Genomic DNA, 15,844 nt, shown 5'->3' with positions numbered 1-15,844 from the left:
AAAACAGGTGCGGTCCGCGACGCGGTCGTGCCATGCTCGTCGCACGGTCACCGAGCCTGCTCTTCGAGGCGCTTGATGACCGGCCAACGCAGGTAGCAGGATCCCCGGCCGATGCGGTCGGGGCCAGGCACTCCGGGAGTGCGGACAGGAAGGAGGCAGTCATGGACGACGTCGTTCGCGCAGCTGCCTCCGTGGCAGCAGACGCCACTGTCACCAGGAGCACCCGGAACTGACCCGGTCGTGCTCCAGCATCAAGGAGCACCGTCTTGCCCCATTTTCCCGAAACACCGAAGTCCCTCCTGGTCCAGGCCGCGAAGAGGACCACCAAGCAGTACAGCGCCCGGCCGACCCCTGACGAGCTGGCCGCGAACCGACGCGCCCGGGTCGGCCGTGAGGACCTGGAGGGTCCGCACCCGAGCGCGCTCGGGGTGGACGCCGTCGACTCCGGTGCCGCTCACGCCGACCCGAGGCAGGCCGACCCGAGCGAGCCCGGGCCGGGGCAGCGCTGGTCCACCTGGCGTTCCGTCGCCAAGGGTCAGCGCGGGCCCGATCCCGTGCCCGGGTGGGTGGTCACCCGGGACGCCGCGCTCGACACCGAGCTCGGCATCCTCAAGACGGGCAAGGAGGCGGACGCCTTCCTGCTGGAACGTGCGGTACCGCCGGGCGGGGTCACGCCGTCCGACCGCGGACCGGACGGCGGCCTACCCGCCGGCGACGCGCCGTCGGACCAGGCCGAGCGCTGTCTCCTCGTGGCCAAGCGGTACCGCAGCCTCGAGCACGGGCAGTTCCACCGCGGCACCGAGTACACCGAGGGGCGCCGGACGCGCCGCACACGTGACCAGCGCGCCATGGAGGACCGCAAGTCCGCGTGGGGCCGTGCGGTCTCGGCCACCCAGTGGGCCGACGCCGAGTTCGTCGCCCTGCGCGATCTCTGGTCGGCCGGTGCTCCGGTGCCCTACCCGGTACAGATCGACGGCACCGAGGTGCTCATGGAGTTCATCGGGACCGAGGTGTCCGACGAGGCGGGCCGCGTCCAGGCCGTCGCCGCGCCGCGGCTGACCCGGGAGCGCCCGTCGGACGATCTGCTCGAGTCGTACTGGGAGCAGCTGACGGGCGGGATGGGTGTGCTGGCCCGGCTCGGTTTCGCGCACGGCGACCTGTCGCCGTACAACATCCTGGCCGACGGCGAGCGGCTGGTCATCATCGACCTGCCGCAGGTCGTGGACCTCGCGTCCAACCCCTTCGCGAGCGAGGTGCTGCTGCGGGACTGCCGCACCGTGTGCGCCTGGTTCACGGCCCGCGGCCTGGACGTCGACGCGGACGCGCTGTTCGCCGACCTGCTGGCCCAGGCCTTCTGACGCCGACTCCCGACCCCCGCCCGCGCCTGCCCCGGCCCCCGCTGCCCCCCGCTGCTGCCGCTCCTCTTTGAGGTCTAAGTTTCTCCGTTCTGAAGCGATTCAGAGCGGAGAAACTTAGACCTCGAAGGGCGATACCGGCCGCCCTCGACCGACCGCCCTCGATCGTTCCGTCGGTCCGGTCACTCCGCCGGGGTGACCGGACCGCAGGTCCAGGAGGAGAACACGAGATCGGTCTGCACGCGGCCCACCTCACCGCGGGCCGTGAGATCGAGGACCAGGCGCTGCAGCTCGTCGGTGTCGACGCAGGCCACATGGATCAGGAAGTCGTCGGGACCGGAGACGTGGTGCACGGCTCGCGTCTGCGGGAGCTGCCGGACCCACTCGACGAAGGGGCCCAGCAGGGGCCGGGAGTGGGTGGTGAGCCGCACCATCAGCATGGCCTGCAGCCCGCGGCCGACGGCGGCCGGGTCGATCTCGGCACGGTAGCCGCGGATCACCCCGGCGTTCTGCAGCCGCTGCGTACGGGCCAGACACGTCGACGGCGCGACGCCCACCCGCTGCGCGAGCGCCTTGTTGGAGAGGCGGCCGTCCTTCTGCAGCTCGTCCAGCAGCGCACGATCTACCGAATCCAGGATCACGTTCTGGCCCATAGGCCGAATTTCTAGCATGCCTGACCGGTATGAGCCCTCTCGGATGCCGATAGTCCTCCATGACCATGCCTTCAGGGAGCACGCACTCCCGGACCACGACACACTCCTGGAACACGCGCGCCGTCCACGCCGGCAAGGACGACCTGGCCGCCCTGGGCCTGCACGCCCCGCCCATCGACCTGTCCACCACCTACCCGTCGTACGACGTGGTCGGCGAGGCCGAGCGCCTGGACGAGTTCGCGGCGGGGCACGACGACGGCGGCCCGCCCGTCTACGGCCGCGTCGCGAACCCGACGGTGCGCCGTTTCGAGACCGCGCTCGCCGAGCTCGAGGGCGCGGAGTCCGCCGTCGCGTTCGCGAGCGGCATGGCCGCCCTGTCGGCCTGCCTGCTGGCCCAGGTCACGGCGGGCAAGCCGGAGGTGGTCGGTGTGCGGCCGCTGTACGGCACCACGGACCACCTGCTCGAGTCCGGCCTGCTCGGCAACTCGGTGACGTGGGCGACACCCGACGAGGTGGCATCGGCCATCACGGACCGGACCGGGCTGGTCGTCGTCGAGAGCCCTGCCAACCCCACCCTCACCGAGGTCGACCTGCGCGCCCTGGCCGACGCCTGCGGCCCGGTACCCCTCCTGGTGGACAACACGTTCGCCACGCCGGTGCTGCAGCGTCCGCTGACGCTCGGGGCGAGCCTCGTGCTGCACAGCGCCACCAAGTACCTGGGCGGGCACGGCGACGTGATGGGCGGCGTCATCGCCTGCGCGGAGGACTTCGCCCGGCGGCTGCGGCAGGTCCGGTTCGTCACCGGCGGCATGCTGCACCCGATGGCGGGCTACGAGCTCCTGCGCGGGCTGGCGACGCTCCCGGTGCGCGTGCGCGCGGCGTCGGCCACGGCAGCGGAGCTGGCCCGCCGGCTGGCCGCCCACCACCGGGTGACGCGGGTGCACTACCCCAGCCTGGGCGGTGCGATGGTGTCGTTCGAGACGTCCGTCGACCCCGTGGCCCTGGTCGCCGCCGTCCGCCTGATCACCCCCGCGGTGAGCCTGGGCAGCGTGGACAGCCTGATCCAGCACCCGGCTTCCCTGACGCACCGGATCATGGAGGAGGTCGCCCGCAAGGACGCGGGCATCTCCCCCGACCTGGTTCGCCTGTCGGTCGGCCTGGAGGACGTCGAGGACCTCTGGACCGACCTGTCCGAGGCGCTCGACCAACCCACGCGTTGAGACTCGGCGAGGCGGCGTGGTGCGAGACGCGGCGTGGTGCGGAGCCTGGTGTCCGCCTACGGTGAAGGCATGCCCAGTACTCCGTACGACCAGGACGACCTGGTCACGTTCTTCGTCGACTACGGTGTCGCGCTCGGGTCGGGCGACCTGGAGACCGTGACCGAGAGCCTCGCCTACCCGTCGGTGGTGGTCGAGGCGGAACGGTCCCTCGTCGTGCCCGACGCCGAGGCAGCGCGCGAGGCGCTCGGCGGCATGCTCGCCGCCTACCGGGAGCAAGGGCTGGTCGCCGCCGTGCCGGACGTGCGCGCCGTCGAGCAGGTCGGCGACACCTTGCTGTGGGTCGACGTGCGCTGGAGCTACAAGGACGAGAACGCGGCGGAGGAGACCGCGGAGCGCGTGCGGTACCTGCTCCGCCGTGGCCGGGAGACGTTCGAGCTGTGCGTGGTCGTTCCGGTCGAGGAGTAGCACCCGCCGCGCAGGCGGTGATCAGCCCGGCGTGAGCTCGCGCCGCATGTGCCAGCGGGTCAGCCGGCCGCTCGTCGCGTCCGTGGGCGCCAGCCGGTCGAACCCCGCCCGCTCGAACATGCCGACGGTGCCGACGAAGGCTGCGCTCACCGGCACCCGGCGGCCGGGCTCGGGCTCGACCGGGAACGCGTCGAGCGCCGTCGCCCCGTGACCGGCGGCGTAGTCGACCCCGGCGTCGAGCAGTGCCTGGGCGACCCCCTGCCGACGGAAGCCCGCGCGGACCGTCACGCACAGGAAGACCCAGGTGGTGGACCAGGTCTCCGGATCGCCCACGGGCAGCACACGGGACCGCTGCAACGGTCTGGCGTCCGACCGCCGCGAGAACCCGAGCCAGCCGGCCACGTCCGCGTCGGATCCCGCGGCGACGAGGTACGCGAGCATTCCTGGGGCCGGCTCCTGCTCGGTGAGCTCGCGCAGCCGGGCCCCGCGCGTCGTGATGTCCTCCCTGGCGGGCGCCCGCCAGTGCATGCACCAGCACGCCTGCTCACGCCCGGTCGGGTTGATGACGCGGGCGATGTCGTCGAACCAGTCGGCAGTGGCGGGAACCACGGCGATCTGGGCCATGTCCAGAACCTACTCCGCCCCACCGACACTCCTGCCTCCTCGTGCTTGGCACACTTTTTATCGGACGTTGCGGCGGCACGTGCTCCGTGGGTTAACATAAGTGGCCACTTATAGAAGGAGAGAACATGCCCACCGTGATCGACCCCGCCGCCATCGCCGGCCTCGTCACCCGAGAGGTCCGCGACAGCACCCGGGACGGCGTCCCGACCAAGGTCGCCGTCGCCCGCCGCACCTATGCCGCCGAACGTGCCGACCTCTGGGACGCCCTCACCTCCGCCGACCGCCTCCCCCGCTGGTTCCTCCCGGTGACCGGCGATCTCACGGTCGGCGGCCGCTATCAGCTCGAGGGCAACGCGGGCGGTGTCGTCGAGCGCTGCGCCGCACCCGAGGAGTTCGCCGTCACCTGGGAGTTCGGGGACACCGTCTCCTGGCTCACCGTCCACCTCACTCCCGCCGGCGACGGCACCACGCTCGAGCTGGTCCACGAGGCACCCGTCGACCCCGACTTCTGGACGCAGTACGGCCCGGGTGCCGCCGGTGTCGGCTGGGATCTCAGCCTCATGGGGCTGGGGCTGCACCTCGCGAACGGCGCCAGCCTGGACCCCGCGGAGGTCGAGGCGTGGTCGACCTCGGCGGAGGGTGTCGAGTTCGTGCGGCTCGCCAGCACCAGCTGGGCCGACGCCGCCATCGCCGCCGGGGAGGACGCCGACCAGGCCCGCGCCGCGGGCGAACGGACCCTGGCCTTCTACACGACGACACCGGAGTCCTGAGTGCCAGGTGCGTCAGGCGCGGACGCCGTGGACTCCGCACGGGCAGGGGTGTTCGAGGCGCTCGGTGATCCCGTGCGACGTCGCCTGCTCGAGCTGCTGGTCCCGGGCGAGCAGCCGGCGGGCGCCCTGGTCACCGCACTGCAGGCACGCGTACGCATCACCCAGCCGGCCGTCTCGCAGCACCTCAGGGTGCTGCGAGAGGCCGGCCTGGTCCAGGTGCGCGCCGAGGGCACCCGCCGCCTCTACGCCGTGGACGACGCCGGGACGGCTGCGGCGCGGGCGTGGCTCGCGCGCTTCGAGGACGCGTTCGCCCAGCCGCTGGACGCCCTGGCGACCGAGCTGGTCCGCGGCCGCCGGGAGCGCCGTCGGACAGCGCCTGGGGACGAGACCGCGCCGGAGCAGACCAGGGCAGGCGGAGCCGCGGGCTGAGAACGGCAGGTCTCAGGACCGGTCCGCGCCCACCAACGGGACCAGCCCTGCCTCGAAGTACGGTTCGAGCGTGCGCGCGAAGGTGTTGGTGAGGTGGTTGGAGTCGCGGTAGACCGTGGCACCACCGATGACCGGCAAGCACTCGCGGTCGTCGCAGTAGACGTCCGTGAGGTCGAGCAGGGTGACGTCCGGCCGGTTCAGACGTTCGACGGCACCGGGCTGCGGGTCGTAGAGCAGCCCGTCAGCCCTGGAGACGCGGCAGTCCGTCGTCACGTCGCGCTCCGGCTCCTGCAGGCAGTCGAGAACGCCCCGCATCGGGCGAGGCACGTCGGCGACCGCGACCACTCGCACTCCCCGGTCGGCCAGCCCGGACCAGAGCGAGGCCAGGCCGCCCTCCGCGAACTCCTCGGTGGAGGTGCCCTGCGGCGGTTCCCAGTCCACGCCGCTCACCTGGGAGGTCACCACGAGGTCGTAGTCCCCCTCCACGAGCATCACCTTGGCCCGCTCGATCCAGGTGGTGCACGCCGCGTGCAGCACGTCGTCCTGCGCCCGCCGCACGTCCGAGAACGGGCAGGCGCCCTTCGAGTAGGTGTCCAGCTCCCAGCCGTTGCGCTCCGCGATGCTCGCGAGCATCGCGGAGTACTGGACCGCGTGCGAGTCGCCGATCAGTGCGACCCGCACGGACCCGTCCGGGGCGCCCACGCTGCAGGGCTTCGGCTGGGAGTCCGTCTTGCTCGTACCGGCACAACGGCCGCGGAAGAGCTCCGGCACGTCCGAGTGCGCGGCATCCGGAGCGGGAACGGCGACACCGTCCAGGTCGGGGTTGACGCAGGACGGCCCGGACAACGGGCGGGAAGCGGCGCCGAAGCACTCGGAGCTGGTGAGCGCGGCGACCGCGGCCAGCTCGGCACGTACGTGCTCGCGTGCTGCGTGCACCCCCGCCAGCGCCACACCCAGGACCAGTGCGGTGGCGACGGCCGCGCTGATGAAGGTGGGAGCGGGCCGGAACCGGTGCCGCTGGCGCAGGACGGGCTTCTCGATCCAGGTCCGGGTGGCCCAAGCCAGCAGGACCGTGGCAGCCAGGATCGCGAGCTTGTCGCCCGTGCGCAGGTCGTGCCCGGTGGCGTACGGGAGCAGCACGATCAGTGGCCAGTGCCACAGGTAGACCGCGTAGGACACGTCACCCAGGAACTGGACCGGCGCGAGACCGGCCAGGCCGGTCGTGAAACGGTCCGTGGCTCGGGCCCAGATCACCAGGACGGTACCCAGGACGGGGACGGCCGCCCAGGCTCCCGGGAACGGCGTGGTGCTGGTGAACCCGATCGCGGAGATCACGATCAGGGCCAGGCCGACCCATGCCACCACGCCTGCCGGACCGCCGCGCCCTGCAGCGGTACGGGACCGGCCCCAGGCAGGCACGAAGGCCAGCAGCGCTCCGGCACCGAACTCCCACGCCCGGGTGGGAGTGATGAAGTACGCGAACGCCTGGTCAGCCTCGGTCCAGACCACCGACGTCACCAGCGATACCACGACGACCAGTGTCAGGAGCCCTGCCGCCACGGGTCGCCACGACTCCCGCCGCCCGGCCTGGCCCGCGCTCGAAGAGCGTCGAAGGAATCGGCCGACCAGCAAGGACAGCCCGATCAGCAGCGGCCAGACCAGGTAGAACTGTTCCTCGGCCGACAGCGACCAGTAGTGCTGGACCGGGGAGGTCACGTTCTCCGCGGCCAGGTAGTCCACGGCGTCCGCGGCCAGGATCCAGTTCTGCGCGTACAGCCCGGAGGCTGCGATCTCCCGGAACCACTGCTCCCAGTGCTGGATCGGGGCCAGCGCCCACACGCCTCCCGCGGTCACGGCGAGCACGAGCAGCGATGCAGGCAGCAGCCGCAGCATCCGCCGCGCCCAGAACGTGGTCACCGAGAACCGCCCGGCGTCGACGTCCCGCGCGATGTGCGAGGTAATGAGGAAGCCCGAGATCACGAAGAACACGTCCACACCCACGTACCCACCGGTCAGCCGGTTCGGCCACAGGTGGAACAGCACGACCGCCAGCACGGCCACCGCCCGCAACGCCTGGATATCAGCCCGCAGAGCGGTCTTGCCGTCGTTCGCCACGTCGTCTCTCCGTCATCATCGGTGCCGCGCGCGCGGCACCGGAAGATCTTAGGTGGGAGCGTCACCCGGTCCGGCCTGGTCTTGCGGTCAGGCCGGGTGATGTACGACACGCGATGCGCGATACGGGGTTGAGATCTCGCCGGTGCTGTTCTATCAGTACCGCGGCACGGGCGCGACGTAGCGCTTCGGGAGCTTCAGGTGCCGCTCCGCCATGATCGTGCGCAGCAGGTCGGGCCGGTCGGTGATGATGCCGTCCACGTCGATGTCCATCAGCGACTCCATCGTGGCGCGGTCGTTGATCGTCCACGGGATCACCGCCATGCCGGCGTCGTGCGCTGCGCTGACCAGCTCAGGCGTGGTGAAGGGGACGTAGCCCGGGTTCGTCACGCTGCCGCCCTGCGGGTCGCCGTGCACCGGCGAGACGGCGTCGGCCCCGAACGAGGCGCTGGCCGCGACGAACTTCTCCTGGATCGAGCCCGGGAAGTCGTCGATGTCGATCCCGCCGAGCCACGGCGACGTGCCGGGCGCGCCGACCTGGAGGAACTGCTGGCCGTTGGTCAGCGCCACCAGCGGGAACCGGGGCTCGACCTCGCTCATGCGCATGAGCGAGCCCCAGTCGAAGCTCTGGATCGTGACCTGGTCGACGAGGCGGGCCTTGCGGACCTCGCGGGCGACGACCTGCACGAACTCCTCGCGAGGCGCTGTCTGCTCGGGGGCGCCAGCCTCGACCTTGGTCTCGATGTTGAGCGTGACCTGGCGCGCCCGGTGGCGGTTCACGAGGTCGAGCACCTCGGACAGCAGCGGCATGCGCTCGCCCGGGTGCAGCTCCTGCCCGGGGAACTGGGGCTGCCGCAGCGAGCCGCAGTCGATGGTGCGGACCTGCGCGAGCGTGAGGTCCTTGATGTAGGTCCTGTCGGGGACGTAGGGGAACTCGGGGTCTCCCGGGAACGCCGGCTCCGTGTCGACGCACTTGGCCGGGTGAGGGTCGCGGTCATGGGTCACGACGGCGTACCCGTCCTGCGTGATCTGCACGTCGAGCTCGAGCGTGCTGACCCCGAGCTCCAGGGCGTTGTCGAAGGCCGGGAGCGTGTTCTCGACGGTGAGCGCGACACCGCCCCGGTGCGCCTGGAGGTCGAAGGCGCGGGGGTGGCCCGCGGGCGCGGCGGACGCAGGCGCGGCTCCCAGGGCCAGCGCGCCCGCGATGGTCACGGCGAGTGCTGCAGTGGTGCGACGTGGGGTGGTCCTCATGCATCCGAGCCTGGCCACGTCCCGTAGCCGCGGCATGGCGCCACGCCGTCGGCCGGTCGACGCCCACGTGAACGGGCGGCGATCGGTCCCCGGCACAGAGCATGACGAATCGCCATACGGGAGTACGGTTCTCGGGTGGCTCATCTGGACTGGGAGATCAAGGCAAGCCTGCTGATGTACGTGATGGGGGCGCCCGGCGGCCGCATCGTGCAGGACGACGCCGTCGGCGGCACCGGCGCCTCGTTCCACTTTCCGCTCGATCCAGGACGCAGCCCGGACCCGACGCCGGACGCCGGGCTGTTCGCGTTCACGGGGTCCGTGGTCTTCATCGGGCACTTCGGCTCGTTCGTCGGCGAGGTCGCCGACATCGAGGTCACCGCGCCCGCCGACGACGGCCCCGACTGGAGCATGTCCATCCGTGACCGCGAGTCGGACGTGCGCACGGTCGCCTTCCGGCTGGCCGGGGCACCCGAGCGGTCCGACGACACCTCCCGGCTCACCTGGCAGCAGGTCGAGCTGACCGACGACGGCGCGAAGCTCTGGGGCGGCAACTACCCTGCCGGCACGCCGTTCGAACCGGTGACGATCGACCTGTCCTGACCCTCGCGCTACGGTTCGGGGGTGCTGCCTCTCGGTCTGTCCATGCTGTGGGAACCGGTCGAGCCGGAGGTAGCGCTCAAGGAACGGTTCGGGTTCGACGGTCTCGCCGCTGCCTGCCGCTGGGTCTCGGAGGTTCTCGACGCCACGTGGGGCATCACCGTCGCCACGTGCCCGCGCCTGGTGATCAGCGGCCACAACGCGATCTTCTGGGCCCGGAGCGACCGAGGCGACCTGGTGGTGAAGTGGTCCCGGGACCGGGAGCTCTTCGCCAGCCTCGACGCCTCGACCGGGCTGCTCCGGTCACTCGCCGACCGGGGTATCCCTGTCGCTGTCCCGCTCCCGACGACGAACGGTCTCGACCGGGTGCGCCTGGACGGACCGTCGGGCGAGCTGTCGGTCACGGTGCAGCCGGTGCTCTCCGGAGACTGGCTCGACGTGACGGACCACGTGGCGGTGCGCGCGGCCGGAGCCTGCCTCGCTCAGCTGCACCAGGCCCTGCAGGCAGAGCCGGCGGCAGCGCGGGCCGCCGGGCTCGGCCGTCGGATCAGCGACTGGCTCGTGGACGGCGACAAGGGGCTCGCCCCGGAGGCTTCCGGGCGGCTCCGGGGCCTGCTGTCCGAGGCCCCGGAGCTCGACGGCGAACCCCAGCTGGTGCACAACGACTTCCGCGCCGCCAACGTCCTGATCCGGGACTCGAAGGTCGTCGGTGTGCTCGACTTCGACGACGTCGTGGTCGAGCACCCGGTGCACGATCTGGCCAGGGCCTGCGTCTATCTCGGCACGCGGTTCACCCGATGGCGGCCGACGCCGCACGCGGTGCGAGAGTCGCTGCGCGCGGGGTACGAGTCGGTACGGCCCCTCAACCGCGCCGAGGCACGATGGTTCGAGATCCTCGTGCTGTGGCAGGGCATCCGTGCGATCCCGGGCGAGCAGGACCCGGCCGGATGGGCGTCAGCCGTGTAGTTCCACGGCCCCTCGAACCCGTACTCAGGCCGACGGCGGGGTGACGTCCACCCCGTTCATCCGTTCCAGGAGCTCGGCCGGGAGCTCCAGCTCCATGGCGTCGACGGCGGCGTCGAGCTGGTGCACCTTGCTGCCGCCGAGCATCGGCCGGATCCCGCGTGCTGCGAGCCAGGCGAGCACCACCTGGCCGCGGCTCGCGCCGACCTGGGCCGCGACGTCGTCGAGCACCGCGAGGCGCCGGCTGCTGCCCGGGTGGTCGAAGACCTCTGGGATCTGCTTGGTCGGGTTGTCGTACGCGCCGGACAGGAGCGGGGTATAGGCCCAGATGTCCAGGCCTTCGACGGCGGCCAGGTCCACCAGCTCGTCGCTCAGCCTGCCGAACCGGTGGTTCCCCATGAGCGTGCCCGGCCGGGGCTGGAGGTAGCTGTAGGCATGCTGGACCATGCTGAACGGCTCCTTGTCCTGCCCGACAGCGTGCTGCCGCGCCCGCTCGACCCGCCATGCCGGGTGGTTGGAGAGTCCGATACGAGCCGTGACGCCGTCGGACACGAGAGCCGCGCAGGCGTCGGCGGTCTCCTCGATCGGGACCGAGCGGTCCTCCATGTGACCCCAGGCCAGGTCCACGTGGTCGGTGCCGAGGCGGCGCAGGCTTCCGGTGATCTGGCTGGTGATGGCCGCGGCGGACAGGCCGGTGCGGGAGGCGGGCCAGTTCGCGGCGTCGCGCGGCTCGGCCCCGAACTTGGTGGCGAGCAGGATGCGGTCGCGGACGCCGGGGCGCGCGGCGAACCAGCGGCCGAGCAGCTCCTCGCTCTGGCCGCCGTAGCCGGACTCGCTCGCCCAGAAGGCGTAGCAGTCGGCGGTGTCGATCCATCGGCCGCCGGCGTCGACGAACCGGTCGAGGACGGCGAACGACGTCGCCTCGTCGATCGCGGTGCCGAACATCATGGCGCCGAGCACGAGGCGCTCGGCGGGCGGAGTGTCGTGAGTGATCTCGCGCTGGGTGGTGGTCTGCGATGTGGTCATGGCATCAGCGAAATCCCTGGAGCGCGCTCCAGGTCAAGGGCAGGATCGGAACATGGCCACCTATTCGCCCGCGCAGGCCGCCGAGGTCTCGGGCTTCAGCATCGACACGCTGCGCTACTACGAGCGCGAGGGCATCCTGCGACCGATCGCGCGAACCTCGAGCGGGCACCGTGCCTACACCGAGGACGACCTGGGCTGGCTCGACCTGGTGCACTGTCTGCGCGACACCGGCATGCCGATCGCCGACCTCAAGCTGTACGCGGAGCTGTCGCTCGACGAGGCGACGCTGGCCGCACGGGTCGCGCTGCTCGAGGAGCACGACCGGCGGGTGCAGGAGTCGATCGACGCCTTGCGCAGCCAGCAGGAGAAGCTGCGGGAGAAGATCGCTTGGTACCGGGAGCAGGGGGCGTGAAGGCCACTTTCGGCCACACCACTTCAGTTCCACGACAGAGCCGTCAGTCAGACAGACCCGGTGGGTGCACGGCAGCGTGTGCCGCGTCTGCGATCAACCACCCTGACCATGCTGCCCGCGCCACCAGGATTCCTCCCGACCCGCGGACTCGTAGGACGCAATTTCCGTTAGAACATGCGATACGAACCTGTCCGGGAGTCGCACAGCGTGGTCCGTCACGTAATGGACCAGACCGTCGGGCCACACGAACGTCCCATCACTGAGTTCAAGATCTCCGTTGTTGCGACCGCAGAGTCGACATGGCGAGTAACCCATATAGGCCCGCACCACAAACCCTCGCTGCAAGTAGTCCGCCACCAGGTCCCGCGTATCAGAGTCCCACGACTCATCAACAAAATCACCTGGCGATGGCCAATTCGCGGCCCGCTCGCCGGCCCAGTAGCCGATCAGAATCAGTTCGGGTCGAACCATGCCCACTCACCGTCGTCATAGAAATCGAATGTCTTGCCGGATCCGCTCGCGCCAATATCGATCGTCGGTGCTTGGACCCGTACACCGAGTTCGTCCGCGAGAACCAGTGCAAGGTCCCCGGAGACAGCCTGTCTGGCAAGAAATCAGTCGTACGTTGCGCCACCCAAGCGGGTCGCGACTGGCAGCCACAATGGCTCGACGTACTACACCGCCACCACGCCGTGGTCGAAGACCGCGTCCGCACCGCGAAAGACCACCGGCCTCGGGATCCTGCCAGGTAGTCACAACTGGAACAGTCGAACTGGGCTTTACCTCGGCTACTCGGAGATCGTCCAACACCCTGACTCAGCTGGTGGGGCCGCACGCCGTGCCCACGCCGATCGATCGGCTCCCCCCACCAGTCCGGAATCGGCTGCTCGAACAACATTACGGTCGCCCAATAGAAACCCGTTTCATGCAGGGCAATATCTGTCGGACTTGCCAGATCGAGGTCACCCCAATGTGCATCTATTCGAGCCACTGCCTCCGTCAGAGGAAATCCGTTTCTTCCAGTCAGTTCGTCCAGAATTTCGACAACCGACTCTGCGACCTCACGCGACATCGAGAACGTGAACCACTCCGATCGAAGCTCCCTCACATTAGCCCTCCGTTCAATAGTTCTTCGGCCCTCGGCACGGCGCACGGCTCACCTGGCAGGACAAGCTGACCGACGACGGCGCGAAGCTCTGGGCGACCACTGCCCAGTGGGCGCACCGTTCAATCCGATGGCGATCGACCTCTTCTGAGGTCGAGGTGCCCACGGACTGTCTCCGCACATCGACTAGCGCTTCACGTGATGTAGGGCCCGGCAGAACTCAGCCCATGGTTGATGCGTGCGCGGAGGGCGGGGTGGATCGAGTAGTCGTCAAGGTCGGCGGGATCGACCCACCGGACCTCCGACGCCTCGGACGGCTGCGGCGTGATCTGACCGCCGACCAGGCGGGCGCGCAGGCAGATGTTGATGGGTTGGCGCACCTCGTCAACCTCGTCGCCGTGCAGATAGACGATCACGTGGTCCGGCGTGGAGAACACTCCGACCAGGCCCGTCACCTCCACCTCCAGCCCGGTCTCCTCACGGCACTCGCGGACACCTGCCTGGCCGACCGTCTCGCCCTTCTTGACCCCGCCGGTAGGGATGGTCCACAGATCGTTGTCGACCCGCTTGAGCAGTAGCAGACGGCCCTGGTCGTCGAGCACGAACGCCGACGCCGACGTCTTGCGGCTCGTCGGCTTCGGTGCCTGAGGGTCCTGCCAGTAGTCGACCCGGCGGGTGCCTTTGCTCATCAGGTCTCCGTCAGTGATTCGGCGGGTCGTGCCGAGGCCCAGACTCGTTCGTAGGACTCGACGTAGGTGTTGAAGTACGCGCCGTCGATACGGCGCAGGTGCAGGGTCGGCGTGTAGGCGGCCAGCACGCCGTACACGTGGGTATTGACCATCATCTCGTCGTCGAACCGGTAGATGGAGTTGTACAGCGGGGTGTCATGGAACCGGATCTCGACGGTGTCGGGCATCTGCTCTTCGTAATAGGCCCGCACAGCAGCGACCCTGCCGGCGACCCCGCCGCCGATGCGGTACTCGGCGTCTCGGGCGGCCAACTGCACGCCGGCGGGGTCTCCCAGGAGTATCCGCACTCGTGCTCCCTGCTCCGCCTTCGCAGCCAGGGTGGGTATCCAGTCGGGGTGTTCCTCGGTCAGGAACAGCCCGGCGAACGCAAGCAGGCCGATGTCTCGCTCCGAGTTTCGAAGTAGCTCGGTCCACAGATGACTGGGCACGTCACTGCGACGGGGGTAGGTCGCGACCACCTCCGCACCCGCCAGCGAAGCCCCGTTGACGGCGTCGGGCCACAGGTAGCTCTCGTCCTCCTGGAGGACAGCAGCGACGCGGTAGCGGGTGCGCGGGTAGGGCACGGAGCCGCTGAGCCACCGCTCGACCGACTTCATGGACACGTCCGCCGCGGCGGCGAGTGACTGGATGTCGAGCCCTCTCCGGTGCATCGCGCGACGAAATCGTTCATTGACCATGCCGACAGCCTAGACACCCCTCGAGGTCTGCGGACAAGCCGATGTCGCAAAGGTGTCGGTAGATGTCTTGCGGTGTCGATGTGCTGTCCGTGCTCGCGCAGAAGCATTGCAGGGGTGGGACGGCGACCGCCGTCAGGCCGGCACATGACGAGAAGGCGTCGATATGCACGACGCGCCTTCTCGTTCGCCGGTTCCAGCAGAGGGAGCTGTGATGGGGACTGGGTTTCAGCAGAGCGACACGCTGTCGGGAGTTGCTGCAGCGTCGACGACAGCCCGACGGCTGGTCGCCTTGGACATTGACGGCACGCTTCTCGATCGCGACGGGAAGGTCCCTGCCGGGACCGTCGAGGCGCTGGACCTGGTGCGGGCGGCAGGGCATGAGGTCGTGCTAGCCACAGGCCGATCCTTGGTCGGGCTGCTGCCGGTAGCCGCCAAGCTCGGGCTGACCCATGGGCTCGCAGTGTGCTCGAACGGGGGCATGACCGCGCACCTGGACCCGACACTGCCGTCGGGATACGTGATCGATGCTGCACGCCGCTTCGACCCCGACCCCGTGATCGGCCGGGCCCTGACGCTGACGCCGGGGGTGCGTATCGGAGTCGAGGAGATCGGCTGGGGCTGGACCGTCAACACCGTGTTCGCCGACGGGCTGCTCAACGGCAGGCAGAAGCAAGTCCGGGTCGCAGACCTGGGCGACGCGCCGGCGACGCGAGTCGCTGTGCACGGTTCCGGGATCGTGCTGCATCTGGAAGCTCTGGCCGCCACTGGAGTCACGGTGACTCCAGCTGGTGCTGATTGGGCCGACATCACGGCGCCGGGAACGAGCAAGGCGACCGCTCTGGAACGGCTCCGCGCACGCATGGGCGTCCCGCCAGAGGCCACGGTGGCAGTCGGGGACGGGATGAATGATCTCGACATGCTGCGGTGGGCCGGACGTTCGTACGCCATGGGACACGCCCCGACCGTCGTGCAAGCGGTGGCGGACGAGGTCACCGGCACCATCCAGGAGCACGGCGCGGTCGCGGTCCTGCGCTCCCTGCTCCCCGTCGACATCGGCACGGCGCCGATGTCACACCTTGCAGCCCAGCTCGCGATAGCGACCCACACCGCACCCGGCCACGCCGTCGTTGTCCGGGTCCGACACGGTAGCCGGGCCGACCTCACCCACTGTGAGGTCTGGACCCTTCAGGGTGACACCTGGGAGAGGCATGCCCCGGTCCCCGCCGGGACCGGGGCAACCATGCGCAATGTCGAGGCCGCGGCCCGCGAGGCCAACCTGGTCTATCCCCGGGGCGACGAAGGACGCCGCCGGGCTCACTGGCGAACCAGCGTCCCCAACATCGGACCTGCCGCGTTCGAACTACCTCTGAGCCGCTGACACCTTGGGTCGAAGGCGTCCTTCAGGCTCAGCACGTTCCCGGCCGGGTCGTACGCAT

General features: G+C 70.1%; 16 protein-coding genes and 1 pseudogene. 10 read left to right on the top strand and 7 right to left on the bottom strand.

The features are described from left to right. Positions 1-428: 428 nt before the first annotated feature. The gene (locus LUM46_RS03365; protein ID WP_374726996.1) at positions 429-1,358 is read left to right on the top strand and encodes a serine protein kinase RIO; all 930 of its coding nucleotides are present in this window, start codon (positions 429-431) and stop codon (positions 1,356-1,358) included. A 179-nt stretch (positions 1,359-1,537) separates the two neighbouring features. On the opposite strand, the gene LUM46_RS03360 is transcribed toward LUM46_RS03365, so the two are convergent. Beyond that, positions 1,538-2,008: an Lrp/AsnC family transcriptional regulator gene (locus LUM46_RS03360; protein ID WP_274992289.1), complete on the bottom strand. Its 471-nt coding sequence runs from the start codon at positions 2,006-2,008 to the stop codon at positions 1,538-1,540. A 59-nt stretch (positions 2,009-2,067) separates the two neighbouring features. On the opposite strand from LUM46_RS03360, the gene LUM46_RS03355 reads away from it, so the two are divergent. After that, complete coding sequence (locus LUM46_RS03355; protein WP_274992288.1) at positions 2,068-3,228, top strand: trans-sulfuration enzyme family protein; 1,161 nt, start codon at positions 2,068-2,070, stop codon at positions 3,226-3,228. Positions 3,229-3,297: 69 nt separating this feature from the next. After that, complete coding sequence (locus LUM46_RS03350) at positions 3,298-3,693, top strand: hypothetical protein (RefSeq protein WP_274992286.1); 396 nt, start codon at positions 3,298-3,300, stop codon at positions 3,691-3,693. 21 nt (positions 3,694-3,714) lie between these two features. Here the strand turns inward: LUM46_RS03350 and LUM46_RS03345 are convergent, their stop codons facing one another. Then, complete coding sequence (locus LUM46_RS03345; RefSeq protein ID WP_274992284.1) at positions 3,715-4,317, bottom strand: GNAT family N-acetyltransferase; 603 nt, start codon at positions 4,315-4,317, stop codon at positions 3,715-3,717. A 125-nt stretch (positions 4,318-4,442) separates the two neighbouring features. Between LUM46_RS03345 and LUM46_RS03340 the strand changes: the two genes are divergently transcribed. Together LUM46_RS03340 and LUM46_RS03335 are read left to right on the top strand one after the other, a co-directional pair. Continuing rightward, positions 4,443-5,087: an SRPBCC family protein gene (locus tag LUM46_RS03340; protein WP_274992283.1), complete on the top strand. Its 645-nt coding sequence runs from the start codon at positions 4,443-4,445 to the stop codon at positions 5,085-5,087. Then, positions 5,088-5,516: an ArsR/SmtB family transcription factor gene (locus LUM46_RS03335; protein ID WP_274992282.1), complete on the top strand. Its 429-nt coding sequence runs from the start codon at positions 5,088-5,090 to the stop codon at positions 5,514-5,516. It begins immediately after the preceding gene. Between the two features lie 12 nt (positions 5,517-5,528). Here the strand turns inward: LUM46_RS03335 and LUM46_RS03330 are convergent, their stop codons facing one another. Further along, positions 5,529-7,631 (bottom strand): acyltransferase family protein, encoded by a 2,103-nt coding sequence (locus LUM46_RS03330; protein WP_274992281.1) that lies wholly within the window; start codon positions 7,629-7,631, stop codon positions 5,529-5,531. A 153-nt stretch (positions 7,632-7,784) separates the two neighbouring features. Continuing rightward, positions 7,785-8,879, bottom strand: a complete 1,095-nt coding sequence (locus LUM46_RS03325) for a glycerophosphodiester phosphodiesterase family protein (RefSeq protein ID WP_274992280.1) — start codon at positions 8,877-8,879, stop codon at positions 7,785-7,787. Between the two features lie 135 nt (positions 8,880-9,014). Between LUM46_RS03325 and LUM46_RS03320 the strand changes: the two genes are divergently transcribed. Beyond that, the gene (locus tag LUM46_RS03320; RefSeq protein ID WP_274992279.1) at positions 9,015-9,479 is read left to right on the top strand and encodes an HtaA domain-containing protein; all 465 of its coding nucleotides are present in this window, start codon (positions 9,015-9,017) and stop codon (positions 9,477-9,479) included. Between the two features lie 21 nt (positions 9,480-9,500). Continuing rightward, a complete protein-coding gene (locus tag LUM46_RS03315; protein ID WP_274992278.1) occupies positions 9,501-10,442 on the top strand; it encodes a phosphotransferase enzyme family protein in 942 nt (313 codons plus the stop codon). Between the two features lie 24 nt (positions 10,443-10,466). Here the strand turns inward: LUM46_RS03315 and LUM46_RS03310 are convergent, their stop codons facing one another. Continuing rightward, the gene (locus tag LUM46_RS03310) at positions 10,467-11,465 is read right to left on the bottom strand and encodes an aldo/keto reductase (protein WP_274992277.1); all 999 of its coding nucleotides are present in this window, start codon (positions 11,463-11,465) and stop codon (positions 10,467-10,469) included. Positions 11,466-11,517: 52 nt separating this feature from the next. On the opposite strand from LUM46_RS03310, the gene LUM46_RS03305 reads away from it, so the two are divergent. Beyond that, on the top strand, positions 11,518-11,877 hold the full coding sequence (locus LUM46_RS03305) for a MerR family transcriptional regulator (RefSeq protein WP_274992276.1): 360 nt from the start codon (positions 11,518-11,520) through the stop codon (positions 11,875-11,877). Positions 11,878-13,176: 1,299 nt separating this feature from the next. Here the strand turns inward: LUM46_RS03305 and LUM46_RS03300 are convergent. Both LUM46_RS03300 and LUM46_RS03295 read right to left on the bottom strand, forming a co-directional pair. Continuing rightward, the gene (locus LUM46_RS03300; protein WP_274992275.1) at positions 13,177-13,671 is read right to left on the bottom strand and encodes an NUDIX domain-containing protein; all 495 of its coding nucleotides are present in this window, start codon (positions 13,669-13,671) and stop codon (positions 13,177-13,179) included. Then, positions 13,671-14,408 (bottom strand): XRE family transcriptional regulator, encoded by a 738-nt coding sequence (locus LUM46_RS03295; RefSeq protein WP_274992274.1) that lies wholly within the window; start codon positions 14,406-14,408, stop codon positions 13,671-13,673. Before LUM46_RS03295 ends, LUM46_RS03300 begins: the two co-directional genes overlap by 1 nt. Before the next feature lie 163 nt (positions 14,409-14,571). Between LUM46_RS03295 and LUM46_RS03290 the strand changes: the two are divergent. Both LUM46_RS03290 and LUM46_RS03285 read left to right on the top strand, forming a co-directional pair. Then, positions 14,572-14,880: pseudogene (locus LUM46_RS03290) on the top strand (HAD family hydrolase); the annotation flags it as partial. A 6-nt stretch (positions 14,881-14,886) separates the two neighbouring features. Further along, positions 14,887-15,786, top strand: a complete 900-nt coding sequence (locus LUM46_RS03285; protein WP_274992647.1) for an HAD family hydrolase — start codon at positions 14,887-14,889, stop codon at positions 15,784-15,786. Positions 15,787-15,844: the final 58 nt, after the last annotated feature.

This window comes from Promicromonospora iranensis (assembly GCF_028994805.1).
GTDB lineage: Bacteria > Actinomycetota > Actinomycetes > Actinomycetales > Cellulomonadaceae > Promicromonospora > Promicromonospora iranensis.
This window is presented reverse-complemented; position numbering and strand designations above follow the sequence as displayed.

What these genes read in the sequence shown, in the direction of transcription:
- LUM46_RS03300 (WP_274992275.1), bottom strand. Translation starts at nt 13,671, where the DNA reads ATGAGCAAAGGCACCCGCCGGGTCGACTACTGGCAGGACCCTCAGGCA.
- LUM46_RS03355 (WP_274992288.1), top strand. Translation starts at nt 2,068, where the DNA reads ATGACCATGCCTTCAGGGAGCACGCACTCCCGGACCACGACACACTCC.
- LUM46_RS03325 (WP_274992280.1), bottom strand. Translation starts at nt 8,879, where the DNA reads ATGAGGACCACCCCACGTCGCACCACTGCAGCACTCGCCGTGACCATC.
- LUM46_RS03345 (WP_274992284.1), bottom strand. Translation starts at nt 4,317, where the DNA reads ATGGCCCAGATCGCCGTGGTTCCCGCCACTGCCGACTGGTTCGACGAC.
- LUM46_RS03310 (WP_274992277.1), bottom strand. Translation starts at nt 11,465, where the DNA reads ATGACCACATCGCAGACCACCACCCAGCGCGAGATCACTCACGACACT.
- LUM46_RS03305 (WP_274992276.1), top strand. Translation starts at nt 11,518, where the DNA reads ATGGCCACCTATTCGCCCGCGCAGGCCGCCGAGGTCTCGGGCTTCAGC.
- LUM46_RS03350 (WP_274992286.1), top strand. Translation starts at nt 3,298, where the DNA reads ATGCCCAGTACTCCGTACGACCAGGACGACCTGGTCACGTTCTTCGTC.
- LUM46_RS03360 (WP_274992289.1), bottom strand. Translation starts at nt 2,008, where the DNA reads ATGGGCCAGAACGTGATCCTGGATTCGGTAGATCGTGCGCTGCTGGAC.
- LUM46_RS03295 (WP_274992274.1), bottom strand. Translation starts at nt 14,408, where the DNA reads ATGGTCAATGAACGATTTCGTCGCGCGATGCACCGGAGAGGGCTCGAC.
- LUM46_RS03340 (WP_274992283.1), top strand. Translation starts at nt 4,443, where the DNA reads ATGCCCACCGTGATCGACCCCGCCGCCATCGCCGGCCTCGTCACCCGA.
- LUM46_RS03285 (WP_274992647.1), top strand. Translation starts at nt 14,887, where the DNA reads ATGACCGCGCACCTGGACCCGACACTGCCGTCGGGATACGTGATCGAT.